The following is a 21,456-nucleotide window of genomic DNA, read 5'->3' as shown; positions in this document are numbered from 1 at the left end:
TTCAAGACTACTTAAAAGCCACCTCCGGAATCGCACTCCACATACCCAGCCGCTGCTCTTTGATCTCCTCCATGGTTTTGCGCCCATATTGAGTCACAGTGAAAAACCTTTTACGCTTGCCTCCCCTCACCTGAGTGGCTTCACCAAACTCAGACGTCAAAAAGCCTTTCTTCTCAAGGCGACGGAGCACTGTCTGCAAAGATCCTATGCTTACCGACCGGTTAAGCCTTTTCTCCATCTCTTCAATAATGGCTATGCCATAGGCCTCTCCGTAGAGTATGGCCACAGTAAGCAGCACTACTTCTTCGAATTCTCCTAGTTGATATTTTCCCATTGTATTTATATTTACCTTAAACGTAGTTAATACTTTTAATGCGAGCAAGAGGTGGTTAAAAAATATTTACCTGTATTGTAGTTTATATATTCTAAAGCAAAAAAAGGACTGACCAATTGGCCAGTCCCTTCAAACTGAATTTCGCACTCACTTAGCCTCTCAACCTTCTTCTGACTACTTCCCTTCTCGCTCGTACGTCCAGTTCTATCGTCTTTGTTTCTCCATTAATAGTAACCTCGGCCAGGTTATCGCATTCTCCATCGCCATAGTCGATGACAATAGTTGCGTCAGGGGCAATGGTTTCAATCACACCCGACACTGGGAAGAAATAGCCCTGAGCTCCACACCGTCTTTTGAAGACAAGACGTTCGGTGATAGTGCTGTTATAATTCTCACCGTCCCTGTTGACTCCTTCAGCTGACCCTTCTACAAACGATTCGTCCTGAGCTGGGTTCTCTGCCCTGGCCCAGGTACGGGTGTGCTCTGAATCCCGGGTAGCAAAAGTGCCGTCGTTCCAGGTCAGTTTACCTCCTGCCAATTGCGTCTTGAACTGAGGTTTGCTGGATTCATCGGCGGTGATATTGGTAATGGTTCGAACTCCTTCCACCTTTACACTGTCAATATAAAAATCTTCGAAGGTGACACTTCTGGTTGCTCCGGGGGCAAACCACCTGATATCACTATAGGTTACAATAATCTTCCCACTTCTTGTTCTACCACCGTCTCCTTCGCAGCCGTCGCCGTAGTCAATAATCACTCTGTTGTTTTCATGGTCGTGCGTCACTACTGCACACTCTATCAGCGGATCACGCAATACCTTGCCACCACTGGCCTCGTCATAATTAATGCCAGCTTCTACCACGTTGTCAACATCCTCAAAAGCAACATCCATCGATGCTTCAGTGTCTACTGCCACGTCTTCGAAAGCCGACGCAGTAGCATCATCATTCAAACCATCCTCTTCGTTGTTGCAGGAAGCCAACCATACCATGGTTCCTCCCACCATTGTCATCATCATCAATCTCTTTAGCAAATTCATATCTAATAGAAGTTTGTTTGCTGCTTTGATGAGGTCGGGAGGAAAAGGTTTAATGTGGGATTGAAAAAATTCTAAAAAATATTGGAATAGGTTAAAAACTACTACTCAGTTGCACCGTCGAAATCTCCCCATTTATCGTCGCCTTCACATCGCTATCGCATTCTCCTTCGCCATAATCAACAATTAAACCAGCTCCTTTCATCGTGCTTTCGACCTTTCCTGAGGAAGGAAAAATCTTGCCTACCACCAGGCAGGTTCGCCTGAAGCTTAGCTGCTCCGTTACAACACTGGAGTATTCATAGCCATGCCGGTTGACGCCGGAAGCGACTCCTTCCCAGCTATATTTGTTATGCATCGGGAGGTGACCAGGGTGAACAGTTCTATAGTGATTCGACTGACGTGTGGCATAGGTGCCATCAGGCCAGGTAAATCTTCCCTGCTCCCATCTCACTTCATATTTTCTTTCCGTCGAGGCTCCCTTTGATCGGTAGGTGAATGAGAAATCGCCCTCTAGCAATACATGATCTATTTTGAAATTAATAAAAGAAATACTGTACGTCGCTTCATCAACCAGTCGCAGGTCAGTGTAGGTAATCAGCAGTAGCCCACTTCGCCACACATCACCCGCCCAGGCACCTCCATTTCCAAAATCAACACTGATAATTTGATGTTTTTTGTCGTGGGCTACCATAGCGCCCTGCAGCCATGGCTCCTCCGGTTCCGGCCCGTCAACAGCCCACTTCACCGCAGCATCAACTACCTGGCCAACAAGCTCTGGCATGGCTGTCATATAAGCTTCTGATCGCAGAGAAACATCCTTATAGTCATCCGGCATCGGTGGCTGATCGGGCTCCAACTCTGATGTACAGGCATGCAAGGTCAAAAAAAGTGCGACGAAAAACGCACGACAGGCAGGTCTTGGAGTGGCTTCCACAGTGTCTCTAGTTTAATAGTAGAAATGGTTAAGCGTGACGGCGGACCCGGGCAACGCACAAAGCGGCGAGACATCAGTCTCAGTGCCGGATCACAATACGCTCAGGATTATATTCAATAGTGCAGCAGAATACCTCAAAATGTCCACCTACAATTTCGTGAAAGCACTTATCATCTCTATCCCCCTGTTTGCAGGATAATTCTATTCGCAGGCGATATATCAGTTTGATATAATTGGCCGCCTGCGTAGCTTCCCAAAAAAACTAATCAGGACAATGCAACATTTACCCAACAAACTGTGGAGCATGGCTTTCTTGCTCCTTTTCACGAGCTTTCTTTCCATGGGCCAGGTGCTCGACATGGAGCTGCTCAAAGGCATTAAACCACGCAATATTGGCCCGGCAGGCATGAGCGGCCGGGTAACAGCCGCCGACGTGGTGCAAAGCAACCCCGATATCATCTATCTGGGCACTGCATCCGGAGGCTTGTGGAAGTCGACGGGCGGTGGCACTAGCTGGACGCCCATTTTCACCAAAGAAAAAGCAGCCTCCATTGGCTCCATTGCTATCTATCAAAAATCACCCGACATCATTTGGGTAGGTACCGGCGAGGGCAACCCCCGCAATAGCCAAAGTATGGGCAATGGCGTGTACCGTTCTCTCGATGGCGGCCAAACATGGCAGCACATGGGCCTTGAAAACACCCGCACCATCCACCGCATTTTCGTGCATCCCGACGATCCCAACACGGTGTGGGTAGGTGCACAAGGCAACCCATGGGCCGATAGCGCCGACAGAGGTGTATTCAAAACCACTGACGGCGGCAAAACATGGAAAAAAGTATTGTTTGTGAACAACCGTACCGGTATTGCCGATATGACGATTGATCCAACCAACCCCAACAAGCTGATCGCCGGCATGTGGGAATACCGCCGCTGGCCTTGGTTCTTCAAGTCGGGCGGCGAAGGGTCAGGTATTTATGTATCAGTCGATGGCGGTGAAAACTGGACCAAGAGAACCTCCGAGGATGGCCTTCCTGAAGGCGAGATGGGAAAAACTGCTATTGCCATTGCTCCCTCCAACCCTGACGTGGTCTACGCACTTGTGGAAACCAAGAAAAACGCCCTTTACAAGTCGATGGATGGCGGCAAAAAATGGAGCAAAGTGCAAGACCAGGATGTGGGTGACAGGCCGTTTTACTACTGGGACCTTCGTGTTGACCCTAAGAATGAAAACACACTTTACAACGTATATGGTATTGTAAAAGTGAGTATCGACGGTGGAAAAACCTTCGAGACACTGGCCGGTGGCGACAAAGTCCATGTGGATCACCACATGTTTTATGTACTGCCTACTGACGCCTCCCTGATGCTTGATGGAAACGACGGCGGTGCCTACATCTCCCGTGACAGGGGCAAGACCTGGCGCTTTGTAGAAAATCTGCCCGTTGGCCAGTTCTACCACGTAAATGTGGACATGGATACGCCCTACAACGTGATGGGTGGCATGCAGGACAATGGCAGCTGGAGAGGCCCGAGCCAGTCGCTGCACAACGGTGGCATCCGCAATGGCTACTGGGAAGAGATCGCTTTTGGTGATGGTTTTGACGTGGTGCCCGTTCCCGGCGATCTGCGCTATGGCTACGGCATGTCCCAGGGCGGGTTCCTTTCTTACCTCGACTTTGAAACCGGCTTCAGCCAGTTCATCAAACCTAACCACCCCGACAACGTGTTTCTTCGTTTCAACTGGAATGCTGGCATTGCCCAGGATCCATTTGACGCCAACACCATCTACTACGGTAGCCAGTTCATTCACAAAAGCACCGACCGGGGACAAAACTGGAGCCTGATCTCCGGCGACCTTACAACCAATGACCCTGAAAAAACCAAGCTGGAAACTGGCGGACTTACCTTCGACGCCACTGGTGCCGAAAATCACTGTACCATTCTCGCCATTGCGCCAAGCCCACTAGACAAAAATGTGATCTGGGCTAGCACCGACGACGGCAATGTGCAGCTGACCAAAGATGGTGGCAAAACATGGACAAACCTTTCGGCCAACATAAAAGGCTTGCCTAAAGGCGCCTGGATACCGCAAATCAATGCTTCCACCTACAACGCAGGGGAAGCCTTTGTGGTAGTGAACGATTACCGCCGGGGCAACTGGGCACCGATGCTCTACCAAACTAAAGACTTCGGTAAAACATGGGTGAACCTTGTTAGTGAGCAGAAGGTATACGGCTACGTGCTTTCCATGGTACAGGATCAGGTTGAGCCAAAACTGATGTTTACCGGAACAGAATTTGGTCTTTATGTTTCCATTGATGCCGGACAAACCTGGACGAAATGGACGAACGATTACCCAACTGTTTCTACCTACGACCTGAAAATCCATCCAAGGGAACACGACCTTGTGATCGGTACTTTCGGACGTGCACTTTGGGTGATGGACGACATCCGACCACTAAGAGAAATGGCCACCAAAGGTGCTCAGATAATTGTGCAGCCACTTTACGCATTTCCTTCACCTGACGCCTACCTTTTTGCCTACAAAGAAGCAGCAGGTACCCGTTTCCATGGCGATGCTATTTTCAAAGGTGATGACAGGGAGCCCGGAGCGCTGCTCTCCTACTCAGTGAAAGCCATTTCGAAGCAGGACACTACCATCAAGTCGGACACGGTGAAACTGCAAATATCAGATGCCAGCGGCACCGTCATCCGCAACCTGTTTCAGGTGGTTGAAAAGCCTGGTTTGCAACGCATCGTGTGGGGCCTCGACAAAAAAGGTGTGCGCAGCCCTGAGAGTGCCAAGCCTAAAGCAGGCGCCGCCGAACCAAGCGGCTTTAGCGTATTGCCAGGCACCTACACAGTAAAGTATACTTATGCAGGTGAAGAAGCGACGACCAAAGTAGAAGTAAAAGCCGACCCACGGTTTACATTCAATAAGTCGGTAGCTACCCAAATGAGCGAACGTTTTGACCGGGTAAGCGCTATCATGGAAAAGGCTACGGCGGCGGTAGACAAACTCAACGACGCCAAAGCCACCATTGCCAAAGTAAATGCTGCTATGGAAGACAGCAGCATAGAAGGCAAAGAGGCGCTCAAAAAGCAAGGCGCTGAACTGGAAAAGAAGATCACCGAGTTAAAAGAACGCCTGAAGTCGAAAGAGGATGTGCAGGGGATCTATGATGATCCAACGGTGGCATCTAGTCGCCTGTTCATGGCCATGTACCAGGTGGGCAATCCTTACAACAGTCCCAACACCAATCAGGAATGGGCAATTGCGCATGCAGAGGAAGCAACCGACGAAGGCGTAGCAAACACCGAGGCTTTTTTTAACACCGAATGGAAAGCCTACAAAGAAAAAGCCGGCGCCATTAACTTTTCTCCTTTTAAAGAATAACCTAAATCGGATCAAATGTCAGTCTGAGTCTGTCGAAGACGTCTTCTATAGGCCCAGACTGACATTTCTTTTTACCTTGCCACTATTCAACCAACAAAACTTTCATGCCCCTATACAAAGCTATTATCTTCGATTTCGACGGCACATTATTAGACACCGAAACCTTCCACTTTCATATCTGGAACGAAATTCTTGCTGAATACGACATCGTAGTCAGTTATGAGGAATACCTCGATGAATTTGCCGGTGTACCCACTCCCGTCAATGCACAAATGCTGGTCGAAAAACACAATTTATCTATTTCCCAGCAGGCATTACTGGAGAAGAGAGAAAACCTGGCCTTGGAGCGAATGAAAACTGGCGACTTCAAAATGATGCCTCACGCCAGAGAAACACTAGATTTCTTTCTTGCAAAAGGCTATCCAATGGCCCTTGCCACAGGCAGTCCCCGGCCCGACGTCGACCTGCTGATGGAGCGAATGGATTTGGCCAAGTATTTCAAAAACACCATCACCCGGGACGATGTAAAAATCAGCAAGCCCGACCCGGAAAGCTACCAAAAGTGTGTCGACTTCCTCGGTTTTCCCAAGGCAGACTACCTCGTGTTTGAAGACACGCCCAACGGTGCACTGTCTGCAAAGAATGCTGGTCTCACCTGCTATGCCGTGCAGCACGATGTACGGGAGCATCACCGGCTGCAACATGCCGACAAGCTCTTCAATGACCTGAAGGCTGCTATGGACTTCCTTAGAGGAAACAAGTTGATTTAGGCAAAGCCGTTGTGTGTCAAGAAAACACATTTCATCTGTATAAAACTTAATTTTTAGCGGCCAGATGGAATAGCCTCTACCATTGAGGAATGGATATTTAGTCTCGTGACCGATTTATTCATTCCGCTGGGTATGGCTTTCCTTATGGCTATTTCATGTTGTTTTTTATTTCACATTTTGCAGTAAATTAATGGGACAATGGGAGTCGATTGTTTAAACATCAGGAGCAGACTTTTTTTAGATGATAAGAAACTACCTACCCGACGACTACGCCAAAGTAATGGAAGTGTTCAGACTGAATGTACCTCAGTTTTTTGCCAGTAAAGAAGAAGCTGACTTAACGGACTACCTGAAAGAACACGGTGAGAGCTACTATGTGATTGAAGTAAAAGGAGAAATAATTGGGGCCGGTGGCCATCATTATCCACTGCCTGGCGTCGGTCGGCTGTCGTGGGACTTCTTCCGACCCGAAGTACAAGGCAAAGGCTGGGGCCGCAAACTGATCAACCACTCACTCGATGAAATCCGAAGCAAAAAACATGTGAAGCGACTGGAAGTGTGGACTTCCCAGCAATCCTATCAGTTCTACGCCAAGTTTGGTTTCAATGTACATCGGGTGGAAAAAGATTTTTGGGCCAAAGGTTTCGACCTCTACCATATGGAAATGATCGCAGATAAAATTCAGAGGCCAGCCTTCTTCTAAACCTTCCGAAATACTGGTTTGTCTATTGGGAATTTTGTAAACTGAGTGGCAAAAAACTACCTATGGAGAACCTGTTTTGGATGCATTTTATTCTTGGCGCCTTCTTTCTTGGTATTGCTTTTCTTTTCAAAATATTCCCTCCCAGGAGCATCAATTACCTCTACGGCTACCGCACCAGGCGGTCGATGAAATCAGACACTGCGTGGCAAGCAGCTAACAAGCTAAGTGCCAACCTGATGGTAGGTGTTGGTTTTGCGACTTGCCTGGCTCAGGGCATTTTCTACTCGGTCGGCATGGCCTTCGAGGCCTATGTTGGTTGGTCAAGTGGCGTATTGGTCGTCCTTCTGCTGACAACGATTCCTGTTGTTGAAGCACACCTAAAGAAGAACTTTGACGAGCAGGGCAACCCTATATCAGAATAACATGAAAAAGTATCTGACCGCTTCTCTGCTACTATGCATCCTGTGCTTGAGCTGTGAACAAAAAGCTAAAAAGAAGCCCAATATCTTATTCATTCTCGTCGATGACCTTGGGCACAAAGACCTAAGCTCCACGGGCAGCCAGTTTTACGAAACGCCCAATATCGACAAGATAGCCGCTGAGGGTATGGCGTTCACTCAGGGGTACGCAGCCAGCCGGGTGTGTAGTCCGTCAAGGGCCAGTATCATTTCGGGACGATTTACGGCACGGCATGGTATCACCGACTGGATCGGGGCCAAATACGGCGAAGACTGGCGCACACTCAACAGGTTCGACAAACTGCTGCCAGCCGACTACACGCACTACCTTCCACATGAATACGTAACCCTGCCGGAAACCTTAAAGGAAAACGGATACAAAACCTTCTTTGCCGGCAAGTGGCACCTTGGCGACAGGGGGTCGTATCCTGAAAACCACGGGTTCGACATCAACATAGCAGGCTGGGACAAGGGCAGCCCGATGGGCGGCTATTTCTCTCCTTACGAAAACCCGAAGGTTTCAGATGGCCCTAACGGTGAAAACCTGTCGATCCGTTTGGCGCAGGAAACAGCCCATTTTATCGAGAGCCACAAAGACTCAACTTTCCTTGCCTTTCTGTCCTTCTACGCCGTCCATGCCCCTATTCAAACGGAAGAGGAAAAATGGGCAAAGTACCGCAGCAAAGCTGAGCAAATGGGAATTGCTGAAAATGGCTTTGAAATGGAAAGCGTGCTTCCTATTCGGATAACGCAGGACAATCCTGTGTATGCCGGACTTGTTGAAACCATGGATGAGGCCGTCGGCATTGTGCTCGACAAACTCAAAGCACTTGGCCTGGACGAAAACACGATAGTGGTATTCACTTCCGATAACGGCGGGGTTTCCTCCGGCGACAACTTTTCCACTTCCAACCTGCCGCTGAGAGGCGGCAAAGGCTACCAATGGGAAGGCGGCACGAGAGAACCCTTCTTCATCAAAGTACCCTGGCTGCACAGCAACGGCGCCAAAAGCAATGTACCTGTTATCAATACCGACTTCTATCCTACCTTACTGGAGCTGGCCAAAATACCGTTGAAGCCCAGCGAGCATATCGACGGCGTAAGCCTGGTTCCACTGTTGGAAGGAAAATCAATCGCCGAAAGGCCTCTTTACTGGCACTACCCTCACTACGGCAATCAGGGTGGCGAACCCTCCTCTGTGATCAGACTTGGCGATTGGAAGCTCATCCGCTATTGGGAGGATGGCAGAGAGGAACTCTACAACCTGAAAAACGATGAGGCTGAAAGAAACAACTTAGCTTCGAAGGAAATAGAGACAAAAGAAAAGCTTAGCAACCAACTACTGGGCTGGCTGAAAGAGGTCAATGCCAAGCTGCCAGTACCTGACCCCGAATATGACACAGCAAAAACAATTCAGCGTCACGGAGACATTTTGAATAACCTATGGCCACGACTCGAACAACAGAGAAAGGCTATGCTTACCCCTGGCTGGTCGCCCGATGCGGACTGGTGGGGAAGCAAAACGATAGACTGAGATTGGGCAGGACACTACAGTATGGGGCTTTATGTCTTTAAGTATTAACTTCAAGCTATCACAGGTAGTATCTCCGATCTATTTTTGCCGGCTAAGTGTGAAAATTGGAGCTTCAGAAAAATACTGCCACCAAAATTTTATTTTACCCAACACCTATGAGACTACTATTTCTTTCCCTGATTATTTTAACGGCAAGCTGCTCGTCAAAAAGCGAAATTGGCGTCATCAGCCCTTCGGCACTTACGGTCGAGTACCTGGAAAACCCCTCAGTAGTCGACGTGGTTCATCCCCGGCTAGCCTGGATTAACACAGCGATTGGCGATGAAAGAGGGCAAAAACAAACCGCCTGGCAGGTGCGGGTAGCCAGCTCAAAAGCAGGCCTTGAAAACCCCGATTTATGGGACAGTAAGAAAGTTGACTCTGAACAAACAGACAGGGTCGAATATCAGGGAACGACTCTGTCCAGCAGAACCGAATGTTGGTGGCAGGTGCGGGTGTGGGACAAAGACGGCAACCCGTCCGGCTGGAGTGAGCCGGGGCAATGGAGAATGGGTTTGCTTGAGGCAGCCGACTGGAAAGCCCAGTGGATCGGAGCACCCTGGCAGGGCGAAGAGGCGCTGCCTAAACCCGATGGAGGGCCGGATGGCAGACCCAAGAAATTCGCTGGCCCGGCTCCTATGCTTCGGAAAGAGTTTGAAATCACAAAAGAAATTGACAAGGCCGTGGCTTACGTGACTGGCCTTGGCTACTTTGAATTCTATGCCAATGGCGAAAAAGTAGGCGACGATGTGCTGGTGCCTAACCAAACCAACTATGGCAAACGCCCCGGCTTGAATACTTCTTACATCAACGTGCAGGACGATTTTAGACGGTACAAAGTGATGTACCTGGCCTATGATGTCAAAGAGCACTTAAAGCAGGGCAAGAATGCCATTGGCAGCTTGCTGGGGAATGGCTTTTACAACCCCGCCAAGTTCTGGACTGAGGGCTATGGTTCGCCCCGCTTCCTTGGACAAGTGCATATCACTTACAAAGATGGTACGGAAGAGGTGATCGTAAGTGATGAGAGCTGGAAAGCCTCACAAAGCCCTATTCTCATGGACATGGTTTACTATGGAGAAGTCTACGATGCCAGAAAAGAGCAACCGGGTTGGAATGCAGCAGGTTTCGATGACTCATCCTGGGAGCAGGTAGCGAAGAGAAAAGCGCCGGAAGGTGAACTCGTGGCACACACTGCTTATCCTGACAAGGTGACCGAAAGGCTGGAGCCTATTTCTATCGAGAAGCTGGACAACGGCAACTACAAAATCGACTTTGGGATCGAAATTTCAGGCTGGGTACGTTTCAACAATGTAGAAGGGCCCGAAGGACATCAGATCGACGTTTCCTTCAATGGCAACCTCTACTCTGGCGACAATACCTACATTTTCAACGGGAAAGACCCTATCTCCTACGCTCCCAGGTTCAACTGGTTTGTTTTTAGCGGTATCGAAATCAAAAACTGGCCGGGAGAGTTAAAAAAAGAACACCTCACAGCAGAGGCAGTCAATACCTACGTGGAAGAATCGGCGGTTTTTGAAACCTCCAATCAGCTATTCAATGACATCAACAAGATCTGGCGTCGTAGCCAAACGGACAATATGCACGGAGGCATTGCCAGCGACTGCCCGCACCGGGAGCGTTCTGGATACACCGGCGACGGCCAGGTGGCCTGCTCCATGGTCATGCACAACTTCGATACAAAGAACTTCTACTACAAGTGGATACAGGACATGTATGAAGCTCAAAACGTAGAAACGGGCTACGTACCTAACGGTGCGCCCTGGCAGCCAGGTTGCGGTGGTGGTGTAGCCTGGGGGGCAGCCATCTGCATCATGCCATGGGAGTTTTACACACAATATGGAGCGCTGGATATGCTGGAAGACAACTACGATGGCATGCAAGGTTATATCCGTTACATGCAAACCTGGGTAAATGAGGACGGCATCATGTTCTCCCAGCGCACAAACGGCTCTGGCGAAATCCTTAAGTGGTTCAACCTCGGCGAATGGGTATCGCCGGGTGAATTGATACCTGATGACATGGTACACACTTTCTACTTCTGGCACTGTGTTGAAATTGCCTCGAAAACTGCCCGAATATTGGGTAAAAAGGGAGAAGCCGAAGCCTATGAATCGTTGGCAGAAACGACCCGTCAGGCTTTTATGAAAAAATTCTACAACCCTGAAACTGGAAGCTATGGCAAGGGTGGCGGCAATATCCTGGCCCTGAGAATGGGCGTGCCACCCGGGCAATACGACCAGGTGAAAGCCGCCTTGATAGCAGACATAAAAGCGGATAACGGACATCTCGACACAGGCATTTTCGGCACAAGATTCTTCTTTGAGGTGTTGGCCAGCAATGGACTCAATGACCTGGCGTATGAGGCATTGAACAAAACTGACGAACCCAGCTTTGGGCACTGGCTGGAGCTGGGCTCTACCACCACCCGGGAGCACTGGAGCGAAGATGGTTCATTCAACCACCCGATGTTTGGCGGTGGCCTTGTGTGGCTTTACAAGAACCTGGCAGGTATGCAAACCGATATTGCCAACCCTGGCTATAAGCATATCATCTTCAGACCACAGCCTGTTGATGAGCTTGACTTTGTCACTTATTCCAACAACACCATATATGGGCAAGCTGGAATTACCTGGAAAAACCAACCAAATGACTTTCAAATGGACATTACCGTTCCTGTAGGAAGCACTGCCACCGTCTATGTTCCTGCGAGTGAAAAAGAAGTGGTGACCGAAGGTGGTGAAAAAGCCGAAAATTCTGCCAGCGTCAATTTTAAAGGCATGGAAGAAGGCTACGCTGTTTTTGAGGTGGGAAGTGGAAACTATAATTTCGTTGCAAAGAAATAAAAGCCGGAACATTCTCTCAGGTTTCTACGTGTTGCTTGCTTGTGGACACGAAAAATCACTACGACCAACACCTGTCACATTTTTACAGCTGGATGGTTGGCGACTTCGAGCAGAAGGCGGCAGAGCAGCAAACATTCTTTGAGAAAAACGGCATCATTCCCGAGTCGTTCGGTCTGGCCATTGACCTTGGTGCCGGCCACGGGCTTCAGGCAATACCGCTGGCGAGACTGGGCTTCAGCGTCACTGCTATCGACTTCAGCGCTGTGCTACTCAAAGAGCTTGAGGAGCGCAAAGGCCGCCTGGACATCACAACTATCGAAGCCGATATAACTGACACACACTGGCACGGATCACTCAAACCGGAGCTTGTTATTTGCATGGGCGACACCATCAGCCATTTGGAAAGCTTTGAACAGCTCGAAACCCTTACGCTCACACTATCGAATCTGCTGACCAGAGAAGGAAAGCTTATCTATTCCTTTCGTGACTATAGCCAGGCACTGGAAGACACGCAGCGGTTCATCCCTGTTAAAAGTGATAGTAACAGAATACACACGTGCCTGCTGGAATACTTCGACAATACGGTGAGGGTGACTGACCTGCTACACGAAAAACAAGGCGACATTTGGCAGCAGCAAGTGAGTTCGTACACCAAACTCCGCCTAACCTCCGACATGGTCAGCGCAATGATTGAGAAAAGCGGATTGAATGTGGTGAGCGAGGGTGTCCACAACAGAATGAGCTACCTGATTGCTCAAAAGTAGCTGTCGAGGTGTTATTCTAGTTCCGCTTCCAATGACTAGCTATTATCTGCTCATAGACAGATAATATATTTTATCTGCTTTAAAACAGATAAACTTGATTATCTGCTTATAGACAGATATATTTGCAGTAATGAAGAAGAACCTGACAAGCGTCATCACGGGCGACATTATCAACTCAAGCAAAAGCGCAAGTACTGCTAAATGGATGAGTGCTTTAACAAAAACACTAAATAAAGGGGGCAAGGAGCACAAGGATTGGGAAATCTATCGGGGTGATAGTTTTCAACTTGAAGTCAAAAATATTGAAGACGCTTTTCTAACCTGCGTTCGTGTCAAAGCAGTCATAAAGCAGTTCGAAGACCTTGATGTGCGAATGGCGATAGGAATTGGTGAAAAAACGTACGAGTCGCCAAAAATCACTCAATCCAATGGCTCGGCTTTCATTAACTCAGGCAAAACCTTCGATAAGCTGAAAAAAGAAACCCTAATGATGAAGTCACCCTGGCCCGAAATTGATCGTGAAATGAATCTACTACTTTCATTGGTAACCCAAATAACGAATCAATGGACCCCTCATTCGGCAGAAATAGTTATGTTGTCGCTGGAAATGCCTGACGCCACACAGCAGGAACTTGCCGCAAACCTAAAAATTACGCAAGGGAGGGTGAGTGAAAGGCTCAAGAGAGCAGCCTGGGATCAGATCGTCAATGTTGATCTACGTTATAGAGAATTAATAAAAAGCAATTTATAGCAAAAAAATGGCACTTTTTCTTAAGTTTTTACTAGCCCACTTTATTGGAGACTTCTGTTTCCAGCCAGGCTCCTGGGTAAAAGACAAAGAGCAGCGCAAACTCAAATCAACCAAATTATACATTCATCTGGTCATTCACCTGGCCGCCCTGCTTGCCGTGCTGGGCTTCGACTCCCATTATTGGTTGGGCATTGTAACTATTGTGTTTACCCATTTCATTATTGACGTTTTTAAAATTTACGCACAGAAAGACGACAACAAACAGCTGCTGTTTTTCGCAGACCAGATTTTACACATATTAATTCTGCTCGCAGTGGCTCATTTCTATCAGCCCTTCAATATGGACATGAGTATCCTGATGAATGAAACATTGCTCATTCTTCTGACCTCTTTGGTGTTTGTCACCTATGTTTCGGCAGTACTGATCAAAGTGACTATTTCAAAATGGGCACCAGTGACCGACAATGACAATCATTCATCTTTAGAGAAAGCAGGCCGGTTTATTGGCATTTTAGAGAGGCTTTTCGTTTTTGGTTTCATTGTCACCAATCATTGGGAAGCCATTGGCTTTCTGCTGGCCGCCAAATCGGTGTTCAGGTTTGGTGATTTGAAAGACGCACATGATCGGAAACTAACAGAGTATATTCTCATAGGCACACTATTGAGCTTCGGCCTGGCTATCGTTGCAGGCCTGGCTTATTCCTACCTCACCTAGTTCACAGCTATATTAATGTGAGTTCGACATAAGAATGTAACAAAACATCACCGAGGGGCGTCATTGCGGAAATTTTCTTCAGATATTTTTCTGATCTGAAGAAAATTATCCGTTCCACGTCGGCGCAATCTCCGCCTCAAGACATATGAGATTCCGGATAAATATTGGCCCATTTTGATTTTAGGCCAATATTTTCCGGAATGACGACATTCTGATATCGAACTCACGTTAAATTAACCAACTCTCTTTTACTTTTTCATCTACCTTCGCCCCTCTATGCAAGCCATTACTTTAACCGGAAAAGAAAAATGGGCAGCACTAGGCCTTGCTGCTCTTGGTTCCACTATGTTCAGTGCCAAAGCTGTGTTCATTAAGCTGGCCTATCAGTTCGATATTTCGTCCATCGACCTTATGTCGCTACGAATGCTCATGGCCCTGCCTTTCTACGCAGGCATTTTGTGGTGGACCAATAGAAAGAAGGAACCGATGGTGATTAACCGCAAGGACGTATGGCGCATTGTTCTCTACGGCATCATGGGTTACTACATAGCCAGCTATTTCGACTTCTGGGGGCTGGAATATGTGAGTGCCAGCATGGAGCGGCTTATCCTGTTCATTTATCCAACGCTGGTGGTGATATTGTCTGCCATTTTCACCAAAAAGAAAGTAACGAAGTGGGAAGTGCTGGCCATTGGCATTACCTACTCCGGTATGCTGCTCGCTTTTTTTGACAAAATCAAGATAGGTGGCGTGCACGAAACGCTCATCGGAGGCAGTCTCATCTTTGTGAGTGCGCTTACCTATGCCATTTATCTCATAGGTAGTGGAAGGTTGATCCCCAAGTTTGGCACGGTTCGCTTCACCTCATTGTCGATGATAGTGGCCTGCATCGCTGTCATCTTCCACAACCTCATCGCCAATGGGCAATTGGCCTTGCTTGACTTCCCCTGGCAGATCTACACCCTGGCCTTGATGATTGCCCTCATTTCAACAGTTATTCCATCTTTCCTTATATCAGAAGCCATCAAGCGCATAGGCTCTTCCGAGGTAGCCATTACCGGAAACATCGGCCCCATCTCCACCATCATTCTGTCCATGATATTCCTCCACGAAATCATCGGCTTCTGGCAATGGGCAGGTACGGCCATTGTGTTGTTTGGGGTAAGCCTGCTCTCGAGAAAGAAGGGATAATATTCTCAAAAACCACTTTATTTCGCCCAACCAGGCATTGCTTCGCTTGTTGTTGTTGTTGTTGTCGTGGCCTTGTGTCTCCACATGCCACTTCTTCACTCGTGACATTTGTTGTGACCTTGTGTCTTCACACGCCACTTTTTCATTTGTGGTTTTATTTGCCAAAAACGACCGTCTTCAGGGTCTAAGCGTCTCCATAAACCGCTTTTTCTATGGTTTGTGAAGACACTAAACCACAACAAAAGCTACAAATCGTGTGTGGTTTTCTATCTTCATAACTCAATTGTTGTTGTGGCCTTGTGTCCTCACAAGCCACCTCATTTAGCCCATCCTGGTACCGGCACCCCCATATCAAACACCGGCACAGCCACGAGGTAAAGAACAATCGTCAACAACAGAATACTGATCAGGTTCAGCCAAAATCCGGCCCGGGCCATTTGTGGAATGGTCACAAGTTCGCTACCGAAGATCACCGTGTTGGTGCCCGTGCCCGACGGCAGCATAAAGGCAAATGAACAGGCTATGGTGGCTGGTATCATCAGCATGTAAGGATGTGTGCCACTGCTCACCGCCATGGTGGCCAGCACTGGCAGGAAGATATTGGCCGTAGCCGTATTGGAGTTGATCTCCGTCAGAAAAGTCATCAGCGTGATCACACTCAGCAGCACCAGTAGTGGCGACCAATTGGCTATAAACTGAAGCTCTGTACCCAGCCACGCCGCCAGGCCAGTAGTTCCGAAGCTCTCAGCGATGGCATAGCCTCCACCAACTATCATCACCGTGCCCCAGGGAATGGCCTCGGCTTGCTTCCAGGTAATCAGTCTCTTCCCAGATTCAGCCTTGTCGGGTAAAAAGAACAGGAGCAGGCAAGAAAAAACCGCCACCGTAGAATCATGCACCCAGTCGGACACGCCCAGCAGGCTGGCCCACCCTGGGAGCACAAAGTCATCAACTACAATGTCCCTGCGGAAAACCCAGGCGAGTGCCGTGAAAATGAATATCCCAAGTACCATCTTCTCAGCCGGTTTCATCGTGCCGAGTCCTTTCAGTTCTTTCTCCACAATCTCCTTACCTCCTTCAAACTTCCCTTCGATCTTAAAATACCTGACGAGGTAAAACCAAATCAGCGGAAGGAAGATGACAATGAGTGGCACGCCCAGCAGCATCCATTGGAAGAAAGGGATTTCCGGGGCATCTGGGTAAAGCTTCTGGACCATGCCAGCAAAGACCATATTAGGCGGGGTGCCAATGAGGGTGCCTGTTCCGCCGATACTGCAGGCGTAAGCTATTGCCAGCATCAGCGCAATACCAAAGTCTTTGTTGTGCCCAGAGGCTTCATTTTCCCTGTTAATAATGGCCATAGCAATGGGAAGCATAAGCAGCGCTACTGCCACGTTGGCAATCCACATCGACAGGAGGGCCGAAGCCACCATAAAGCTGAGCAGCAGCATCCGGCGGCTGCTTCCTATGAGGTTCATAATGGAAAGTGCGATACGTCGGTGCAAATGATGAACCTCAATGGCCTTGGAAATGATGAAGCCAGCCAGCAGCATCAGCACATAGTTGTGACCGTAGTTGGCGGCCGTAGTTTCAGCATCGAGAATGCCCAGCAAAGGAAACAAGGCTAATGGGAGCAGCGCCGTGGCTGCAATGGGTATGGCTTCAGAAACCCAGAGTGACGTCATGAGCAGCGCTACTGCCGCCGCCCTCATGGCCTGGTGAGAAAGGCCCTCCGGCGTTGGTAAAAAGATTAACGCAGAGAAAATGAGGAGACCTACAATAAGGCCGATTCTCTTACCACTTATTTTCAATTTATCAGGTATTGGTTAGCCTGATCAATATGCTAAAAAATGTACAAATTATTTTTCGCCCGTTAAGAATTCCTCAATGCCAGTATGCCTACTTTAGTTTATTCTCCAGGTAAAGCACGTCAGTGTTCGACGCATTCCATTTGTCGGTAAATGACTTAGGCGTAAACGCCGGCGAATAGGTGAATGAGCCCAGGATAAGATCTGTATCACCGTCGAGGTCAATATCACCGGACTCCATCACGATCCATCGCCCGTCGTCAGCATTGGCCAGGGTATGTGGTTGAAAGCTGAAGTCGGCCGAAGATGTATTCTCAAGATAGATAAATGATTCTTTGGGGTTGTTCTCGAAATCGGGAAAGAAGCAGGAAATGGCAAAGTCCACGTCGCCATCCCGATCAAAGTCGACGGCTTCCACCTGCGTGGCACCATACGCTGGGAAGAAAAATGCCTCTTCGAAATTATTCTTACCATCGTTAAGGAAGAGCCTCATGCCATGGTAGGGCTTCAATATGGGCGAATAGTCGGCATTGTCGCCATGAGCCACGGCGATGTCCATGTCGCCATCGCCATCGTAGTCAAAAAGCTCAAGGTCGCTGGAGCCGTATAGCGGATTGAGGCGCAGAATCTGCCTTGCGGCGAACGTCAGTCCTTTGCCCTGGTACAATATATAAGCGCCTTCATTGCCCTGCGAAACAAGCACCACAAGATCCTTCAGTCCATCGTTGTCCATGTCGTGCACCTCTACCTTAATGCAACCGGCGTAGGGTAACAACTGTGTTTTTTCTCTCCGACCGTCTATGTCGGAAATCAAAGTCAACTGGCCAATCAGGTTGCCAAACTCACAGACAAGTATCTCGTCGGTGCCATCACCATCAAAATCCTCGACCAGGCTAAACACCGGCCGCTGTAAAAACTCAGCTACCTTTCTTTGGGGTTGATCCGGAGTTACTTCCCACAAAGTCCCCAACGACTGCTCCGTCGGGTGCATCTGCCCCATTTCAACAACAAATTCCCGTCCCTTACTCTTGCTAAATGAAACGACAGAGGTTTTAAATGTTTCTTCTATTCGTGCGGAGTCGCCCGGTGCCCACTTCCATATTTGCCCGTTGGCATTGGCACCATACACTCCCTTTTCATCTTCCAAATGCCTGAAATGAGTCACCAGCGACCCTTTGAAGTCCTCAGTCTTAATAAAAGTGGGGGAAAATTGGGTCAGCGCACTACTTCTCTCAACCCTGGCGAGGTCGGCAGGCATAGAATCTGGGGCGTTTTCCAAAATGTATTTCGTTACGGCCTCCCAGTCGCTGTCAGAAATCATCGGTTTTTCCGGATAGACATTGTTGGACTGCAAAAGCATTTTCTCGTTCATGTCCACCCTTCGGTAAGGGTCATATCCCTCTATCTTTACACCCAACCTTGCGCCCATCTCAGGAAGTACAAGCCTTTCCCACACACCTTTGGTTAGTTGCGCCGGGTCTGGCAGGTTGTGGCAGCCACCGCAATAAGTTTTGTAAGTAGCAGCAGGTTCATCAATATTTCCAACGCATCCGTCAAGCAGGCAGGCCACAGAAATGATGGCACCAGCCCCAATCACCCATTTTTTTCGCTTCATCGTATATCGTACTCCTTCGTCAACAATATTAGACAAATGAGCATGAAAAAGCATGGAAGTTTGACGGGAAGGTTCTTTTAAGAAGGTGAGAAATAGGAAGCCGGGTTGAGCTACCTTCTCAAAGTAACTCCAAGGGAAATCTCGAACCCTTCAAGATTCACCCTGGCATCAGGAAAATTGATGGCTTTGGTTTCAAGATTTCCACCCTGCACGCCACCGATATAGTTGCCATTGAGCGTCGCAGCCGATGCCACAGACAAATAGCTGACCTCGGTTGATACCGAAAATTCTTTGGCTATGTGCCATTCAAAAGAGGTGCCGGCTATCCAGCCCAGGCCAATCTTAGTTTTAATTGTGGCATCAGTATTGGCAACGTCCCATCCTTCATAATCTCTTAGTGCCCTGTCGAAATTGCCTTCGTTCAGCCTTGGGTTGATGTGCCAGATGCCAGCAGCTCCTCCCCTGATCCGCCAGGTCACAATTTTGGTATCTACCTTGAAAGCCAGTTCCACAGGCACCAGCATAGAAAAGTGCGGACCTGTCAGCGGTTTGTCTGCCTCAAACGGTAGGTTGTCCATCGTCAGGCCTGACATGGAATAGATGGAGCCCCCCGTCTCAATTCCCACAGGGCCAAAATAGTAGCCCAGCCCCCTGACGGAAAACGGGCTAACCGGAGCTGACACGTAACCATTTTTTGGTACCAGGTAAGAGAAAGAAATGCCCTGCGCACACAAATCGGCTCCTGCCAGCCTGCTGAATGCCCCGGTCAAAACAATTATTTGCAGTGATTTGTAAACGCTTCTAATTACCGTTACCTTCATTTACGCAAGCTTTTAACACCCATCAATCCTTTTTCGAAAGCGAAGTTAGGACATAAAGCCTCTTTCTTAAGACTAATCTGCTTTGAATATGAGTGAGGTGCAGAAATTCCTCAAATCCATCTATGACCTCCCTTCGGCGAGCATGCAAAAGCTTGAGGATTGCCTGAAGCCGGTGGAGTTCAAAAGAAAAGAGGTAATTACCTGGGAAGGACATGTTGAGAAGTACCTCTATTTTGTTCAGGAGGGCATCCAGAAATCTTACTATATCAAGGATGGAAATGAACACGTCATTGCATTCACTTATGCCCCCTCTTTTTCGGGTATCCCTGAGTCGTTTCTTACACAAACTCCCTCAAAATATTTTCTGGACACCATCACACCCAGTAGACTACTGCGGCTTTCCTACGATCAGCTCCAGTCGTTACTAAGCGAAGACCGCCATTTGGAGCGGATGATGCAAAAAGCCACGGAAGTCGTGCTGGCAGGGCTGATCCAGCGCCACCATGAACTGCTGGCCTTTGATATTGAGGAAAGGTTTACGGCTTTCGTCAAGCGAAGTCCAAAATTGCTCAACCTCATCCCTCACAAAGACCTGGCTTCCTACCTCGGCATTAATGCCACCAACTTCAGCAAACTGCTGGCCCGGGTGAAAATCTGAAATCTTGGTATATACCAAGAGTCATTCCTTTGCTGCTCGATTCCTTTGCTAGAAAATAAAACAGCAATGAAGCAGCAAACTCCTCTTTGGCTTGACGAAAGCCTCTACCCCTTTTCACACCGATACATCGACCTTCCCTCTGGCACAATGCACTATGTGGATGAAGGTCAGGGCGACGTACTTTTGTTTGTGCATGGCACGCCTGCATGGTCATTCCTTTACAGGGAGCAAATAAAAACACTGCGCACAAAGTACCGATGCATTGCCGTAGATCATATTGGTTTCGGGTTGTCGGACAAGCCGGAAAAATTTGACGGCACTCCTCAAGCCCACTCAGCTAACCTTGCCCTGTTTGTAGAAAAGCTTGGCCTCACCAATATCACCCTTGTCGTGCATGACTTCGGCGGGCCTATCGGTATTTCTTTTGCCCTGGCGCATCCCGAAAAGGTGAGGAACCTGGTGATACTAAACACCTGGCTCTGGAAAACCAGCGATAACCCCGATGTGCAAAAGGTTGACAAGGTGGTGAACAGCAGGCTGGGTAAGTTCATTTATCTGCACACAAATTTTTCCCCATCCATTCTGATGAAAAAAGCTTTCCGCAACAAATCGAAACTAACAAAGGCTATACACCTTCACTATACCAGACCGTTTCCCAACAGGGCGTCCCGTTGGGGGCTTTTATGGCTGGCACAATCCCTTCTGGGGTCTTCCGATTGGTACGAAGAGCAGTTCGAGCAGCTACATAAATTGGAGAGTAAATCCGTTTTGATCCTTTGGGGCACAAAAGATCAATTTATTAAACCGGCGTTTCTGGAGAGATGGAAAGAAGCACTACCCGGGGCAACTATCCGAACTTTTGATGTCGGCCATTTCGTTCAGGAGGAAGCCTCAAAGGAGGTTAGCGATGCCATTGACAGCCTGATGCAACAGAACCAATTTTCGCTGGCTGGAAACACTTTTACCGGAACCTAACTTCAGCATGTAGCACCGTCCGCAGGCAGCGAAGATAATTAGCAATACAATAGTGATTTTGTGCGCAACTGTTTTCATTT

At 48.4% G+C, this 21,456-nt stretch carries 19 protein-coding genes; 13 read left to right on the top strand and 6 right to left on the bottom strand.

The window, feature by feature from the left end:
- Window positions 1–7: 7 nt before the first annotated feature.
- The 3 genes from GC130_RS15360 to GC130_RS15350 form a co-directional block, all read right to left on the bottom strand.
- Complete coding sequence (locus GC130_RS15360) at window positions 8–334, bottom strand: PadR family transcriptional regulator (protein WP_151999220.1); 327 nt, start codon at window positions 332–334, stop codon at window positions 8–10.
- A gap of 151 nt (window positions 335–485) precedes the next feature.
- Complete coding sequence (locus GC130_RS15355) at window positions 486–1,373, bottom strand: hypothetical protein (protein WP_151999219.1); 888 nt, start codon at window positions 1,371–1,373, stop codon at window positions 486–488.
- A gap of 91 nt (window positions 1,374–1,464) precedes the next feature.
- Window positions 1,465–2,307: a hypothetical protein gene (locus tag GC130_RS15350; RefSeq protein WP_151999218.1), complete on the bottom strand. Its 843-nt coding sequence runs from the start codon at window positions 2,305–2,307 to the stop codon at window positions 1,465–1,467.
- Between the two features lie 34 nt (window positions 2,308–2,341).
- Here GC130_RS15350 and GC130_RS28620 point away from each other — a divergent pair, with 34 nt between their 5' ends.
- From GC130_RS28620 to GC130_RS15300, 11 genes are all read left to right on the top strand, one after another.
- Entirely contained in the window at window positions 2,342–2,506 is a 165-nt protein-coding gene (locus GC130_RS28620) for a hypothetical protein (RefSeq protein ID WP_193217875.1), read from the top strand.
- Window positions 2,507–2,611: 105 nt separating this feature from the next.
- Window positions 2,612–5,707: a hypothetical protein gene (locus tag GC130_RS15345; protein ID WP_226940509.1), complete on the top strand. Its 3,096-nt coding sequence runs from the start codon at window positions 2,612–2,614 to the stop codon at window positions 5,705–5,707.
- Window positions 5,708–5,811: 104 nt separating this feature from the next.
- Window positions 5,812–6,477: an HAD family phosphatase gene (locus GC130_RS15340; protein ID WP_151999217.1), complete on the top strand. Its 666-nt coding sequence runs from the start codon at window positions 5,812–5,814 to the stop codon at window positions 6,475–6,477.
- Between the two features lie 241 nt (window positions 6,478–6,718).
- Window positions 6,719–7,180, top strand: a complete 462-nt coding sequence (locus tag GC130_RS15335; protein ID WP_151999216.1) for a GNAT family N-acetyltransferase — start codon at window positions 6,719–6,721, stop codon at window positions 7,178–7,180.
- A gap of 62 nt (window positions 7,181–7,242) precedes the next feature.
- Complete coding sequence (locus tag GC130_RS15330; RefSeq protein WP_151999215.1) at window positions 7,243–7,602, top strand: SdpI family protein; 360 nt, start codon at window positions 7,243–7,245, stop codon at window positions 7,600–7,602.
- A 1-nt stretch (window position 7,603) separates the two neighbouring features.
- Window positions 7,604–9,172: a sulfatase gene (locus tag GC130_RS15325; protein ID WP_151999214.1), complete on the top strand. Its 1,569-nt coding sequence runs from the start codon at window positions 7,604–7,606 to the stop codon at window positions 9,170–9,172.
- A 155-nt stretch (window positions 9,173–9,327) separates the two neighbouring features.
- On the top strand, window positions 9,328–12,078 hold the full coding sequence (locus GC130_RS15320; RefSeq protein WP_151999213.1) for a family 78 glycoside hydrolase catalytic domain: 2,751 nt from the start codon (window positions 9,328–9,330) through the stop codon (window positions 12,076–12,078).
- Window positions 12,079–12,119: 41 nt separating this feature from the next.
- Window positions 12,120–12,842: a bifunctional 2-polyprenyl-6-hydroxyphenol methylase/3-demethylubiquinol 3-O-methyltransferase UbiG gene (locus GC130_RS15315; RefSeq protein WP_151999212.1), complete on the top strand. Its 723-nt coding sequence runs from the start codon at window positions 12,120–12,122 to the stop codon at window positions 12,840–12,842.
- Between the two features lie 130 nt (window positions 12,843–12,972).
- Window positions 12,973–13,593, top strand: coding sequence for a SatD family protein (locus tag GC130_RS15310; RefSeq protein ID WP_226940507.1), 621 nt, complete (start codon window positions 12,973–12,975; stop codon window positions 13,591–13,593).
- A 7-nt stretch (window positions 13,594–13,600) separates the two neighbouring features.
- Window positions 13,601–14,308: a DUF3307 domain-containing protein gene (locus GC130_RS15305; protein WP_151999211.1), complete on the top strand. Its 708-nt coding sequence runs from the start codon at window positions 13,601–13,603 to the stop codon at window positions 14,306–14,308.
- Between the two features lie 276 nt (window positions 14,309–14,584).
- Window positions 14,585–15,499 carry a DMT family transporter gene (locus GC130_RS15300; RefSeq protein ID WP_151999210.1) on the top strand — a complete coding sequence of 305 codons (915 nt, stop codon included), beginning with the start codon at window positions 14,585–14,587 and terminating at the stop codon, window positions 15,497–15,499.
- A gap of 317 nt (window positions 15,500–15,816) precedes the next feature.
- On the opposite strand, the gene GC130_RS15295 is transcribed toward GC130_RS15300, so the two are convergent.
- From GC130_RS15295 to GC130_RS15285, 3 genes are all read right to left on the bottom strand, one after another.
- Complete coding sequence (locus tag GC130_RS15295) at window positions 15,817–17,310, bottom strand: DASS family sodium-coupled anion symporter (protein WP_193217874.1); 1,494 nt, start codon at window positions 17,308–17,310, stop codon at window positions 15,817–15,819.
- 88 nt (window positions 17,311–17,398) lie between these two features.
- Window positions 17,399–18,922 carry a VCBS repeat-containing protein gene (locus GC130_RS15290; protein ID WP_193217873.1) on the bottom strand — a complete coding sequence of 508 codons (1,524 nt, stop codon included), beginning with the start codon at window positions 18,920–18,922 and terminating at the stop codon, window positions 17,399–17,401.
- A gap of 110 nt (window positions 18,923–19,032) precedes the next feature.
- On the bottom strand, window positions 19,033–19,743 hold the full coding sequence (locus tag GC130_RS15285) for a hypothetical protein (protein WP_151999207.1): 711 nt from the start codon (window positions 19,741–19,743) through the stop codon (window positions 19,033–19,035).
- A gap of 88 nt (window positions 19,744–19,831) precedes the next feature.
- Between GC130_RS15285 and GC130_RS15280 the strand changes: the two genes are divergently transcribed.
- Both GC130_RS15280 and GC130_RS15275 read left to right on the top strand, forming a co-directional pair.
- Window positions 19,832–20,401, top strand: a complete 570-nt coding sequence (locus GC130_RS15280; RefSeq protein ID WP_151999206.1) for a Crp/Fnr family transcriptional regulator — start codon at window positions 19,832–19,834, stop codon at window positions 20,399–20,401.
- A 66-nt stretch (window positions 20,402–20,467) separates the two neighbouring features.
- Window positions 20,468–21,376 (top strand): alpha/beta fold hydrolase, encoded by a 909-nt coding sequence (locus GC130_RS15275; RefSeq protein WP_151999205.1) that lies wholly within the window; start codon window positions 20,468–20,470, stop codon window positions 21,374–21,376.
- Window positions 21,377–21,456 lie beyond the last annotated feature (80 nt).

The sequence above is a fragment of the Imperialibacter sp. EC-SDR9 genome (genome assembly GCF_902498805.1).
In the GTDB taxonomy this organism is placed as follows: domain Bacteria; phylum Bacteroidota; class Bacteroidia; order Cytophagales; family Cyclobacteriaceae; genus Imperialibacter.
Note: the sequence above shows the minus strand (reverse complement) of the source record. Positions and strands in the feature narration are given on the sequence as shown.